This is a genomic window from Chachezhania antarctica, assembly GCF_003646465.1.
Taxonomy (GTDB): Bacteria; Pseudomonadota; Alphaproteobacteria; order Rhodobacterales; family Rhodobacteraceae; genus Chachezhania; species Chachezhania antarctica.
In genome coordinates this window covers 147,918-160,911 of record NZ_QZEX01000008.1, presented here as the reverse complement: position 1 = coordinate 160,911, position 12,994 = coordinate 147,918, and the positions used below count along the sequence as shown (strand labels likewise).

The 12,994-nt window shown below is 64.3% G+C and carries 12 protein-coding genes; 7 read left to right on the top strand and 5 right to left on the bottom strand.

Annotation, left to right across the window (positions count from 1 at the left end):
- Window position 1 precedes the first annotated feature (1 nt).
- Together D4754_RS16730 and D4754_RS16725 are read right to left on the bottom strand one after the other, a co-directional pair.
- Window positions 2-556 (bottom strand): NnrU family protein, encoded by a 555-nt coding sequence (locus D4754_RS16730; RefSeq protein WP_121065829.1) that lies wholly within the window; start codon window positions 554-556, stop codon window positions 2-4.
- Between the two features lie 7 nt (window positions 557-563).
- Window positions 564-1,421, bottom strand: a complete 858-nt coding sequence (locus tag D4754_RS16725) for an HpcH/HpaI aldolase/citrate lyase family protein (protein WP_121065827.1) — start codon at window positions 1,419-1,421, stop codon at window positions 564-566.
- Window positions 1,422-1,756: 335 nt separating this feature from the next.
- On the opposite strand from D4754_RS16725, the gene D4754_RS16720 reads away from it, so the two are divergent.
- A complete protein-coding gene (locus D4754_RS16720) occupies window positions 1,757-2,083 on the top strand; it encodes a hypothetical protein (RefSeq protein ID WP_121065825.1) in 327 nt (108 codons plus the stop codon).
- Between the two features lie 84 nt (window positions 2,084-2,167).
- Here D4754_RS16720 and D4754_RS16715 read toward each other — a convergent pair whose 3' ends face one another.
- Window positions 2,168-2,956 (bottom strand): sulfite exporter TauE/SafE family protein, encoded by a 789-nt coding sequence (locus D4754_RS16715; RefSeq protein WP_121065823.1) that lies wholly within the window; start codon window positions 2,954-2,956, stop codon window positions 2,168-2,170.
- A 132-nt stretch (window positions 2,957-3,088) separates the two neighbouring features.
- Here D4754_RS16715 and mdh point away from each other — a divergent pair, with 132 nt between their 5' ends.
- The gene (gene mdh, locus D4754_RS16710; RefSeq protein WP_121065822.1) at window positions 3,089-4,051 is read left to right on the top strand and encodes a malate dehydrogenase; all 963 of its coding nucleotides are present in this window, start codon (window positions 3,089-3,091) and stop codon (window positions 4,049-4,051) included.
- A 56-nt stretch (window positions 4,052-4,107) separates the two neighbouring features.
- On the opposite strand, the gene D4754_RS16705 is transcribed toward mdh, so the two are convergent.
- Entirely contained in the window at window positions 4,108-5,226 is a 1,119-nt protein-coding gene (locus D4754_RS16705) for a glycosyltransferase family 61 protein (RefSeq protein WP_163025949.1), read from the bottom strand.
- Complete coding sequence (locus D4754_RS16700; RefSeq protein ID WP_240453921.1) at window positions 5,213-5,920, bottom strand: class I SAM-dependent methyltransferase; 708 nt, start codon at window positions 5,918-5,920, stop codon at window positions 5,213-5,215. Before D4754_RS16700 ends, D4754_RS16705 begins: the two co-directional genes overlap by 14 nt.
- A 307-nt stretch (window positions 5,921-6,227) precedes the next feature.
- Here D4754_RS16700 and sucC point away from each other — a divergent pair, with 307 nt between their 5' ends.
- The 5 genes from sucC to D4754_RS16675 all read left to right on the top strand — a co-directional run bounded on the left by sucC (window position 6,228) and on the right by D4754_RS16675 (window position 12,993).
- Window positions 6,228-7,421, top strand: coding sequence for an ADP-forming succinate--CoA ligase subunit beta (sucC, locus tag D4754_RS16695; protein ID WP_121065815.1), 1,194 nt, complete (start codon window positions 6,228-6,230; stop codon window positions 7,419-7,421).
- Window positions 7,422-7,476: 55 nt separating this feature from the next.
- Window positions 7,477-8,310, top strand: coding sequence for a hypothetical protein (locus D4754_RS16690; RefSeq protein ID WP_121065813.1), 834 nt, complete (start codon window positions 7,477-7,479; stop codon window positions 8,308-8,310).
- Between the two features lie 12 nt (window positions 8,311-8,322).
- On the top strand, window positions 8,323-8,682 hold the full coding sequence (locus D4754_RS16685; RefSeq protein WP_163025948.1) for a hypothetical protein: 360 nt from the start codon (window positions 8,323-8,325) through the stop codon (window positions 8,680-8,682).
- Window positions 8,683-8,788: 106 nt separating this feature from the next.
- Complete coding sequence (gene sucD / locus D4754_RS16680) at window positions 8,789-9,670, top strand: succinate--CoA ligase subunit alpha (protein ID WP_121065808.1); 882 nt, start codon at window positions 8,789-8,791, stop codon at window positions 9,668-9,670.
- 356 nt (window positions 9,671-10,026) lie between these two features.
- Complete coding sequence (locus tag D4754_RS16675; protein WP_121065805.1) at window positions 10,027-12,993, top strand: 2-oxoglutarate dehydrogenase E1 component; 2,967 nt, start codon at window positions 10,027-10,029, stop codon at window positions 12,991-12,993.
- The last annotated feature ends 1 nt before the right edge of the window (window position 12,994 follow it).

Sequence of the window (12,994 nt, the reverse complement as noted above, 5' to 3'; positions counted from 1 at the left end):
CTTAATGACCGAACGGATAAAGGCCGAAGAACAGGTGGATGACGCCGATCAGGCCCACCACCACGGCCGAGGCGACAAGAAACATAGCGTCCATCGCCCACTTGCCCGGTGCGCGGCTCTCCCATGTCGGTTCGGCCTTGTTGATCGCCGCGATCTCGACCGGGACCCACAGCAGCAGGCCGCCGAACAACACGATACCGGCCAGATCGCCGTTCACCAGCAGGTGGGCGATCGCCCAGATGGCGAACCCCGTCAGCATAGGATGCCGCGCCCCGTTCAGAAGCCGCCCGCGCTTCGGCGCCGGGGTGAGAAGGAAGACCGCGACGATCATCAGCAGGTTGTTGAGATGCGTCAGCCCCCATGGCGGTGTCCACACATGGACGTAGGGGGCGCTTCGGAAGCCCACGACCATCAGCACGATGGAGACCAGCAGGCACAGGGCCACCAGCCCCTTGCCCTTGTCGCCCATCGCGGCGCGCCGTTCGGGCGCGACCCGCTTGAACAGGTGCGCCGCCCACCAGAGTGCGACCCCCGCAATCAACAAAATCCACGCCATGGCTCGCCTACCCCGCTTGCAGCGCTGCAATCGCCTCCGCTTTTGCCAGAAGGTCGCGGGCGGTGGCAACGTGAAGGTTCTCCACGATCTTGCCGTCGACCACCGCAACCCCCTGGCCAGAGGCCTCGGTCTCTTCAAACGCGGCTATCTGGCGCTTGGCAAGGTCGATCTCCTCCTCTGACGGGGCGAAGGCCTTGTTCGCGCCGTCCACCTGGGCGGGATGGATCAGCGTCTTGCCGTCGAACCCCATGTCGCGGCCCTGAACGCTTTCGTCCCACAGCCCGTCTTCATCGAGGTACTTGTTGTAGACGCCATCGACGATCACCAGCCCCTCGGCCCGCGCAGCCAGCAGGCACAGGCCAAGGCCCGTCATCATCGGCAAACGGTCGGCGCGGAAGCGGGTATCCAGTTCTTTCGCCAGGTCGTTCGTGCCCATGACCATGCCTTCCAGCTTCGGGTGGGTCGCGATCTGGGCCGCGTTCAGCATGCCGCGCGGCGTTTCCATCATCGCCCAAAGGGCCATGTCGCCGGTGATCGCGGCAAGTTCATCGAGCTGTGCGGGGCTTTCAACCTTGGGCAGAAGAATAGCATCGGCGTCCATCGCCGCAGCCGCCTTCGCGTCATCCGCGCCCCAGGGCGTGTCGAACCCGTTGATCCGGACGATCTTCGCGCGTTGACCATAACCGCCCCGTTTCAGCGCCTCGGCCAGCGTGCCGCGGGCGTTCTCCTTTTCGTCCGCCGACACGGCATCTTCCAGATCGAAGATGATCGCATCGACCGGCAGGCCGCGGGCCTTGTCCAGCGCGCGGGGCTTGGAGGCAGGGATATAAAGGACCGAACGGTAGGGACGGCTGCGCGGGTCCATGGCAAGCTCCTGTGCAATAATCTTTCGTGCGACAGGACATCAACGACAGGAAAGTTCAAGCCCCTCAGGCACGGTCGGGCGCATTCGTCTCGCATTTTCTGCACCTGCGCAATTGGGCGGGCGCTGCGTTAACCAGACTTTCGCACCTGTTAGGCACAGTTTGCAGTGTCGGACCGGTGTCAGAAGGCCGTCTCGGTAGAACGCCGAATCACGCTGGCACCGCACGGGCAGCAAGAAAGAGGTCCGGCAATCTTGCATCTGGGTCCGCCGGCCCGGTGTGTCGCATCGCGGCACGCCCATCCGGGACGTCGGGCTTCGCTGAAAGGGTAGAACCCATGTTGAAGGAATTCTTCGCGCACTCCATCCTGCCGGCTGCGGCGCTCGGCGTGTTCACGGTCACTGCCACGATGGCCTACGCACAAAGCCGCAATTGCGGCCCGCGGGAATCGGTCGTTGATCGTCTGGCGGAAGGTTACGGCGAGACCCGGCAAAGCATCGGGCTTGGCGCAAACAATCAAGTGGTAGAACAATTCGCGAACCCGGAAACCGGTTCGTGGACGATCACGGTTACCATGCCCAACGGCATGACCTGCCTCGTCGCCTCGGGCCAATCGTTCGAACGCCTGGCCGAACTCCTGCCGGCCGCAGGACACGACGCCTGAGGACCGGTATTTTCAGGTCCGCGCCACAACACCGGCGCTGGCCCTGCCTTGCGGGGTCGGCCAGCGCATCTTTCCAGCCGACCATCAGGTCAGCGCATCCCAGACCAGCTTGGCCCCTGTCAGGCTGAGAAACAGGTAAGCCAGCGCGAAGAACCAGCGCTCCGACACCGCGCGATGTGCGCGGACGCCCAGCCAGACCCCGAACAGGGCCACGGGCGCAAGCATCAGATCCGCCCACAGCAACGGGGCGGTGAACAGGCCCAGCATCGCATAAGGCACGACCTTTGAGATGTTGATCGCCCAGAAGACCAGCACCGTCGTCGCCTGGAAGCGCGTCTTGTCGATGGGGCGCGACAGCAGGTACATCGCGACCGGCGGACCGCCGGCATGGCTTACGAAGCTGGTAAAGCCGGCCGTCGCACCGGCCACCGTGGCGCCCGCCATGCGCCCGGCCGTCATCGGTGCATCGGCGTCTGACTTCCGGCCTGCGCCGGATTGCCGCGCCTGGATCCGGCCCTGCAGCAGCCGCCATGCGACGAAACCCAGGGCAATCGTACCTATCAGGAACCGGAAGACATCGGCGTCCACGATTGTGTAAAGCCACGCCCCCAGCGCAACGCCCGGCAATGCGGTCAGGATCAGCAGCGCCGCGTCCCGTCCGCTCCACTTCCGCCAGTAGGGACCAAGGGTCGCCGCGTCGATCAGCATCAGCAATGGCAGCATCAGCGCGATGGCCGTGCCCGGCTCCAGCACGATGGCCAGGAAGGCGGCCGACGCGAACGCCGCACCCGACCCGAACCCGGCCTTGGAAATTGCCGCGAACAGCACCGCGGGGGCCGCCACGGCCAGGAGATACCAATCGATTTCGGCCACGACTGCCCCTTTTTCTTTCCTGTCCAGCGCCCCTATTCCGGGCAATCCCCGTCCCCGCCCCGCCGGCAGGCTTGCGTGCTCGCCCAATAGGGCTTACGCAATCGGCAATTTACACAAGCCGGAGTAATTGCCATGGCCAGACCCAAGATCGCGCTGATCGGCGCGGGGCAGATCGGGGGCACGCTTGCCCATCTCGCCGCAATGAAGGAACTGGGCGACGTCGTCCTGTTCGATATCGCCGAGGGCATCCCCGAAGGCAAGGCGCTCGACATCGCCGAATCCGGCCCGGCCGAAGGTTTCGATGCCGCGCTGTCGGGCACCCAGTCCTACGAGTCGATCGCCGGTGCGGACGTCTGCATCGTGACCGCCGGCGTGCCGCGCAAGCCGGGCATGAGCCGCGACGACCTGCTGGGCATCAACCTGAAGGTCATGAAATCGGTCGGCGAAGGCATCAAGGCCCACGCCCCCGACGCGTTCGTCATCTGCATCACCAATCCGCTCGACGCGATGGTCTGGGCGCTGCAGAAGTTCTCGGGCCTGCCCGCGAACAAGGTCTGCGGCATGGCCGGCGTTCTTGACAGCGCCCGCTTCCGCCACTTCCTGAGCCTCGAATTCGGCGTGTCGATGAAGGACGTGACCGCCTTCGTTCTGGGCGGCCATGGCGACACGATGGTGCCGTTGGTGCGTTATTCGACCGTTGCCGGCATCCCGCTGCCCGATCTCGTGTCGATGGGCTGGACGACGCAGGAGAAGCTCGACAGCATCGTCCAGCGCACCCGCGATGGCGGCGCCGAGATCGTGGGCCTTCTGAAGACCGGTTCGGCCTTCTACGCGCCGGCGACGTCGGCCATCGAAATGGCCGAAGCCTACCTGAAGGACCAGAAGCGCGTCCTGCCCTGCGCGGCCTATGTCGAAAACGCCCTGGGCCTGAAGGGCATGTATGTCGGCGTGCCGACCGTGATCGGTGCCGGCGGCATCGAGAAGGTCGTCGACATCAAGATGACCAAGGACGAACAGGCAATGTTCGACAACTCGGTCAATGCCGTGAAAGGCCTGGTCGAAGCGTGCAAGGGCATCGATTCCAGCCTTGCGTAAGCGATCATCCAACCTGATCCTGAAGGCCCGGCCATACCAGCCGGGTCTTTTTCGTGTCAGGCGGTCTCGACCAGCTTGAAATCACCGGCGATCCGGCGCTCCTGCAGGTAAGCTAGGCCCCGGTCGCTTTCGGCATTGGGCCAGACCGGCCCGGGCGCGATGAAGCCCCCCTCGATCAGCCTGGCCTGGAGCGCCGGCATGTCGTGTTCGGCATAGGCCATCCCGCGATAGGCCTTGTTGCGGAAGGCGGGCACCCATTCCCGCGCCACCGTATCGACGACCAGCGGCGCCTTCCCGGTAAAGCCGGTGATGTGATCGATCGGGCCTTCGGTCCAGAACGACCGGCGCAGGATATAGGCCACGTCCTGATCGGCCCGCCCGACATAGGCATAGAGATGCCCGGCCGAGCCATCGGCAAAGACCAGTTTCCGCGCAGCCTTGTAGCGGGCGATCTGGGTGGCCAGATCGTGATCCTGAGGATGGAAGATTTCGTAACCTTCGGCGGCCAGATGTGCTTCGATATCGGCCTCGCCCACGATGGCGCCTGCCTCCATCCCCAGCCCGGTACGCGAGACATAAAGCCGCTCGGGCCCGTCCGGGGCGATATCGGTGCCGAAATGGGCGTGCACCGCATCGTGCATCACCGGCGCCCCCTGCGCCAGCGCGCCCAGCCCGAAGGCTTGCCCCGGCACCAGAAGGGTATCGACCCGCGCCGGGCGGTTCAGCAGTCGGACCGGCGCCGTTATGCCGAAGGCCTGCAGGACGTTTTCCTGATAGGGTTTCAGCCCGCCCGACCGGCCCCGGCGCTTGGGGATGAAGCAGATCCCGTCGAACCGCTCCCCCGCATGCGCCGCCCAGAGCCGCGACAGGCTTTCCACCAGGAAATGGCCGAAATGATCGAACAGGATCCCGCCCCAGATCCAGCGCCCCTCAAGATGGCCCTTCACCCGTTCCGGCATGTCGGGCGCCAGGGTCATGCGCTTGTCGAAACGCCATACGATCCCGTGATCGACGTAATCGCCCTGCGCATCCAGCACACCGGCCTTCTGCCGCCGATGGGAATTGTAGGCGGTGACGACCGTCGCGTCTTCGACCGCATCGATGCGCGAGATCCAATCGCTTCCTGTCGTCGGGAAACTTGGCATCGTCGATGCGGTGGCCTTACGGCGTGGCATACTCCGGCTTTCTGATCGTTTCCGGGCTTTTGCGAACGGCCGCGAACTGCGGAAAATCCGCCGCCATGTTCTGACCGGCATCGGTATATTCGAACCCGTCATAGAACCTGTCGGGGCCGTAGCCATCGATATGCACACCCGACCAGTCGGCGACGATGGCATCGTAGTTCGATTGCAGCACCCGGTTTTCGGGGTCGAGTCCGGTGACGAGAACAAGCCCGGTCGGCCGGCAATCCAGCACCGTGACCTGCAGATCGGACCGGTACTGCGCCAGGATCGGCAGCACCTTCCACACGTCTCCAGTCCAGGCGTCCTTCGGCAGATTGTCCAGATCGCGGGTCGTCATCCCGGAATCGAACGGGCAACAATCGTGCAGGGCGATTACCCCGCCCGGCGCCATTCTGGCCTCGGTGTTGATGATATCGCGCAAGAGGTATTCGAACAGATGCATCCCGTCCAGGAACGCGAAATCGAGCCGAATGCCCAGTTGCTGCAGCACGCCGCTGGCGAAGAAATCGTCACTCGTCTGCTGGAAGGCCAGCATTGCGGGCTTTTCGTTGATCACATTGCTTTCGATGCGGAAGTAGGGATCGACGGCGATTGTCTTGCTGCGCACCGGCGCAAAGCTCAGCCCGTTGCGGCAGCCGACTTCCAGATACCAGTCGAACACGGCCGAGGCGTGAAGCTGCCTCAAGTATCGGCGATAGCGAAGGCCGCTTGGCTTGCGAAACATGCACAGGATCCCGTTTCAAACTCTGGCAACCACATTGCCCGGCAAAACGTGGAAATTCCAGTACCCTCGGCCTCGACGTCCAAACGAATCGGTGTTCTGTGTTTCCCCTGCGGAGGGCCGCGGCGAAGGTTTGTGATCACAGCTTTCGAGCGTGTGATCACAAAAAGAGTGAAAGGTGCGAAAAATCGACCTCGAGGTGCGAAAGAGCTTAGCGCGGCCTTTTCCCTGTGCCACTACATGAGCAATTGCCGCTAGAAGGACTGTTTGGATGAACATTCACGAATACCAGGCCAAGGCGCTTCTGCGCTCGTACGGCGCGCCGGTCAGCGACGGCCGGGCCGTGCTGAACCCCGAAGATGCCAAGACCGCCGCGGGCGAGCTCGACGGCCCGCTCTGGGTGGTCAAGGCGCAGATCCATGCGGGCGGCCGCGGCAAGGGCAGCTTCAAGGAAGCGTCGGCAGGCGAAAAGGGCGGCGTGCGCCTGACGAAGTCGGTCGAGGAAGCCGCCGAGGAAGCGCGCAAGATGCTCGGCCGCACGCTGGTCACCAACCAGACCGGCGACGCAGGCAAGCAGGTCAACCGGATCTACATCGAAGACGGCGCCGGCATCGATCGCGAACTGTACCTTGCGCTGCTGATCGACCGCGTGACCAGCCGGGTGTCGTTCGTGTGTTCGACCGAAGGCGGCATGGACATCGAAGAGGTCGCGCATTCGACCCCCGACAAGATCCTGTCCTTCTCGGTCGATCCGGCCACTGGCTACCAGCCGTTCCACGGCCGCCGCATCGCCTTTTCGCTGGGGCTGGAAGGCGCGCAGGTCAAGCAGTGCGTCAAGCTGATGGGCATTCTCTACAAGGCCTTCCTCGAGAAGGACATGGAGATGCTGGAGATCAACCCGCTGATCGTCACCGACAAGGGCGAACTGAAGCTGCTCGACGCCAAGCTGGGCTTCGATGGCAACGCGATGTACCGCCAGCCCGACATTGCCGAGCTGCGCGACGAGACGGAAGAAGATCCGAAGGAACTGGAAGCCTCGAAGTACGACCTGAACTACATCGCGCTGGATGGCGAGATCGGGTGCATGGTCAACGGCGCGGGTCTTGCGATGGCCACGATGGACATCATCAAGCTCTACGGGGCGGAGCCTGCGAACTTCCTCGACGTGGGCGGCGGCGCCACGACCGAGAAGGTGACCGAAGCCTTCAAGATCATCACCTCGGACCCCAACGTGAAGGGCATCCTGGTGAACATCTTCGGCGGCATCATGCGCTGCGACGTGATCGCCGAAGGCGTGGTCGCGGCCGTGAAGGAAGTGGGCCTGAAGGTTCCGCTGGTCGTGCGTTTGGAGGGCACCAATGTCGATCAGGGCAAGGAGATCATCAACACCTCCGGCCTGAATGTCATTGCCGCCGACAACCTGTCGGACGGCGCCGAAAAGATCGTGAAAGCGGTCAAGGGCTAAGCCCCGTTCCGGGCGGGCCCTGCGCCTGCCCGGTGTCACAGGAAAGACGACACCGATGACCGACGAAGGTTCAGCATCAGACCGGACGGGACGCGCCCTGGCGCTTCCGGTTCTGGCGCTGTGCCTTGCATCGGTGGTGTTTGCCGGCTGCAGCCCCCGCCGGGTCGTCGTTGCAACGGTGTCGACCGCGGCCAATGCCACGGCGTCGGCGGCGGGCGCTGCCGTCAACACGGCCGGTGCCGCGGTGAACACGGTCGGGTCGGCCGCCGGTGGTGCGATCAACGCGGCGTCGGGTGCGGCACAAGGGGCTGCCCAGGGCGCAAGTGCTGGTGCCGGGGCCGCCGGGGCATCGACAGGAACCAGCGGCCAGGTCGCGGCGGCGGCCACGCTGGCGGGCTCGGCCGCGATCATCGGCACGCTCGACGAAAACATGGAAACGCTGCGCCAGCTGAACCCGTCGGCCCAAAGCCTGGCGCAGGGGATCGACACCTGCCTTGCGGGCCTGAACGCGGGCTACAACCCGGCGGCGACGCTGCGGTCTGCCGGCTGGCATGCCATCGACGAAACGCAGGCGCGCCTTGCCGGAACAAACGTTCAGGGCGAGATCGTGCAGAGAAACGGTGTCTACGGCTACATCTTTCCCGGAAACAGCTGCACCTTCCGCACCAAAAGCGTCGTGCTGTCCCAGGCGATCCTGATGACGGACGAAATCCTGACCGCGCGTTATCCCGGGCAGTACACGACCGGAACGCCTTCCGGCACCGCGGACACGTGCAGCGGCTTCACGGCCGACCTCGGCAATGTCCGGGCCTGGGCCCATTTCGCGGGAGAGTCCGGCAGCGCCTGTTCCGGGCCCGGCGCCAGCGCAACCATCCAACTGGTGCCGTAGGGGGTCCGTGTCATGACAAATGTCATCGTCCATATCGGGGTGCCGAAAACCGGGTCGAACATCGCTCGGGCCGTCCTGAACCCTCACCGGCCCGCGGTACATGAAGCAACAAGAATGGAGAACGTCATGCCCCAGGACGCCCCTTGCCGGACCGGCGCTGTCGGTTCGCGACTGCATGGACGCCGCGCTGCCGGCCTGACGGCGCTGATGGCCGGCTTGTTCGCGCTGACCGCCTGCGGGGATCGCTCGCGCGAGGTCGAGTTCGTCTATCCCAGCGGCATGCCGGACGGCACGTCGCCGATCTATACCGAGGATTCGGCCCGGGCTGGCGCACTGCCACCGGACGAACTGGAGGATGAAGACACGGAGTAACTTGCTCCCCGCCGCACGCAGCGGAACGGGCGGTTTTCGGCTTACTTAATTTCCCATGGCGCGGGTGCGCCGTGGAAAGACCATATTGGACTAAACGGAGGCCCTGATGGCTGTACTGATTGACGAAAATACCAAGGTGATCTGCCAAGGTCTGACGGGCTCGCAAGGCACGTTTCACACCGAACAGGCGATTGCCTATGGCACCAAGATGGTCGGCGGCGTGACACCCGGCAAGGGCGGGTCCGAGCATCTGGGCCTGCCGGTCTACAACTCGGTGCACGAAGCGAAGGCCGTGACCGGTGCGAACGCATCGGTGATCTACGTGCCGCCGCCGTTCGCCGCGGATTCGATCATGGAAGCCATCGATGCCGAGATGGAGGTCGTCGTCTGCATCACCGAAGGCATCCCGGTCCTGGACATGATGAAGGTCAAGCGCGCGCTGATGGACAGCAAGACGCGGCTGATCGGCCCCAACTGCCCCGGTGTCATCACCCCCGGCGCCTGCAAGATCGGCATCATGCCCGGCCACATCCACAAGCGTGGCTCGGTCGGCGTCGTGTCCCGTTCGGGCACGCTGACCTACGAGGCGGTCAAGCAGACCACGGATATCGGCCTGGGCCAGTCCACCGCCGTTGGCATTGGTGGCGACCCGATCAAGGGGACGGAGCACCTCGACGTGCTGGAATGGTTCCTTGCGGACGACGAGACCCAGTCGATCATCATGATCGGCGAAATTGGCGGCTCGGCCGAAGAGGAGGCCGCGGAGTTCCTGAAAGACGAGGCCAAGAAGGGTCGCAAGAAGCCGGTTGCCGGTTTCATCGCCGGCCGCACCGCGCCTCCGGGCCGCCGCATGGGCCACGCGGGCGCCATCGTCGCCGGCGGCAAGGGCGGTGCCGAGGACAAGATTGAAGCCATGCGTTCGGCCGGGATCGTCGTGGCCGACAGCCCGGCAGGACTGGGCGAAGCCGTGCTGGAAGCGATCGGCTGACCGAAACCGGCGGAAGGACGGTCTTAACCGCCCTTCCGCTACACCACCGGAATGCCTGACAGGATCGGGCACCCGAAACGCAGACGCCAAAGAGGAATGGCCGGGATGCAGACCGCAGGACTGATCGGAAAAGGTGACGCGATTCGTGCACGCGGCGTTGCCGCCCTGGCCGCCCGGCGTGACCCGGAACAGGCCATGCGCTCGCGTGCCGTCCGAAACTCCGCCGGTCGGCGGAGACACGCGTGGCGGGCTCTGGATCATGCCTTGCATACCCATTAGATGCACCGCTCAAGACCCACCGCGCCGGACCCGGCGCACCGACTGAACGTCCACATTCGCACTCCCGGGAGGCGACAATGACAGAACAAAGCCCCAACGCCGATTTCCAGGCAACGTCCTTCATGCAGGGCGCGAACGCGGCCTACCTGGAACAGCTCTACGCGCAGTACGCGGGCGACCCGAACGCGGTGGACGCCGCCTGGGCAGAGTTCTTCCGCGCCCTGGGCGACAGCGACATGGACGTGAAGAAGGAGGCTTCGGGGCCATCCTGGGCGCGCACCGACTGGCCGCCGATGCCCGACGACGATCTGACCTCGGCCATGACCGGCATGTGGGCGGAAGCCGCGCCCGAAGCGAAGGCTGCGGGCAAGAAGATCACCGACAAGGCGCAATCGGCCGGCGTGTTGCTGACCGACGAACAGGTCAAGCGCGCGGTTCTGGATTCCATCCGCGCGATCATGCTGATCCGCGCCTACCGGATCCGAGGCCACCTTGTGGCCGACATCGATCCGCTGGGCTCGCGCGATGACAGCTACCATGCGGAGCTTGAGCCGAAGAGCTATGGCTTCACCGATGCCGATATGGACCGGCCGATCTTCATCGACAACGTGCTGGGCCTGCAGGTCGCGTCGATCCGCCAGATCCTGGAACTGGTCAAGCGCACCTATTGCGGCACCTTCGCGCTGCAGTACATGCATATTTCCGATCCCGAACAGGCCAGTTGGCTGAAAGAACGGATCGAGGGCCTGGGCAAGGAGATCCAGTTCACCCGCGAAGGCCGCAAAGCCATCCTGAACAAGATGGTCGAGGCCGAGGGCTTCGAGAAGTTCCTGCAGGTGAAGTACATGGGGACCAAGCGGTTCGGTCTCGATGGCGGCGAAAGCCTGATCCCGGCGATGGAACAGATCGTCAAGCGCGGTGGCGCCCTGGGCGTGAAGGAAGTCGTGATCGGCATGCCGCACCGCGGCCGCCTGAACGTTCTGGCCAACGTGATGGCCAAGCCCTATCGCGCCATCTTCAACGAATTCCAGGGCGGCAGCTTCAAACCCGATGACGTGGACGGTTCGGGCGACGTGAAGTACCACCTTGGCGCCTCGTCCGACCGCGAATTCGACGGCAACAAGGTGCACCTGTCGCTGACGGCCAACCCGTCGCACCTGGAAGCCGTGAACCCTGTCGTCCTGGGCAAGTCCCGCGCCAAGCAGGACCAGTTGCACGATGAAGACCGGATAGCGGTCCTGCCGATCCTGCTGCACGGCGACGCGGCCTTTGCCGGCCAGGGCGTCGTGGCGGAATGTTTCGGCCTGTCGGGCCTGCGCGGGCACCGCACCGGTGGCACGATGCATATCGTGGTGAACAACCAGATCGGCTTTACCACCGCGCCGCATTTCAGCCGTTCGTCCCCCTACCCGACCGACATCGCGCTGATGGTCGAGGCGCCGATCTTCCACGTGAACGGCGACGATCCCGAAGCCGTGGTGCATGCCGCCAAGGTGGCAACGGAGTTCCGCCAGAAGTTCCACAAGGACGTCGTAATCGACATGTTCTGCTATCGCCGCTTCGGTCACAACGAAGGCGACGAGCCGATGTTCACCAACCCGCTCATGTACAAGGAGATCAAGGGCCACAAGACGACCCTGACCCTGTACAGCGACCTGCTGGTGAAGGACGGCCTGATCCCCGAGGGCGAGATCGAGGACATGAAGGCCGCGTTCCAAGCCAAGCTGAACGAGGAATTCGAGGCCGGCAAGAACTACAAGCCCAACAAGGCCGACTGGCTGGACGGGCGCTGGTCGGGCATCGATCCGCGCAAGGAAGACCAGTACCAGCGCGGCCAGACCGCGATCAGCACCGAAACGCTGGCCGATGTCGGCGCCGCGCTGACCCGCGCGCCCGATGGTTTCGCGCTGCACCGCACCGTGGGCCGGCTGCTGGACGCCAAGAAGGCGATGTTCGAAAGCGGCGAAGGCTTCGACTGGGCCACGGCCGAGGCGATGGCCTTCGGCTCTCTTCTCACCGAAGGCTATCCCGTCCGCCTGTCGGGGCAGGATTCGACACGCGGCACGTTCTCCCAGCGCCATTCCGGCCTCGTCGACCAGAACACCGAGGAACGCTACTACCCGATCAATCACATCCGGGAAGGTCAGGCGCGGTACGAGGTCATCGACTCGATGCTGTCGGAATACGCGGTGATGGGCTTCGAGTACGGCTATTCGCTGGCTGAACCCAACGCGCTGACGCTATGGGAAGCGCAATTCGGCGATTTCGCCAATGGCGCGCAGATCATGTTCGACCAGTTCGTGTCGTCCGGTGAAAGCAAATGGCTGCGCATGTCGGGCCTTGTCTGCCTTCTGCCCCACGGCTTCGAAGGACAGGGGCCGGAACACTCGTCGGCCCGTCTGGAACGGTTCCTGCAGATGTGCGGGTCCGACAACTGGATCGTGGCCAACTGCACGACGCCGGCGAACTACTTCCACATCCTGCGCCGGCAGCTGCACCGCACCTTCCGCAAACCGCTGATCCTGATGACGCCGAAATCGCTTCTGCGTCACAAGCTGGCGGTGTCGAAGGCGCACGAGTTCACCGAGGGCTCGTCCTTCCACCGCGTCCTGTGGGACGAGGCGGATCTTGAAAGCTGGCCCCACAAGCTGAAGGCCGACGACAAGATCAAGCGCGTCGTGATGTGTTCCGGCAAGGTCTACTACGACCTGCTGGAAGCCCGCGACGAACGCGGGATCGATGACGTCTACATCCTGCGGGTGGAACAGTTCTATCCGTTCCCGGCGCTCAGCCTCGTGAAGGAACTGGAACGGTTCCCGAACGCCGACGTGGTCTGGTGCCAGGAAGAGCCCAAGAATCAGGGCGCGTGGACCTTCATCGAACCCAATATCGAATGGGTGCTTGGCCGGATCGATGCCAAGCACAAGCGCCCGACCTATGTCGGCCGCGCTGCCTCGGCCTCGCCCGCGACGGGCCTGGCCAGCCAACACAAGGCGCAACAGGAAGCGCTGGTCAACGAAGCTCTGAGCATCGAAGGAAACTGAC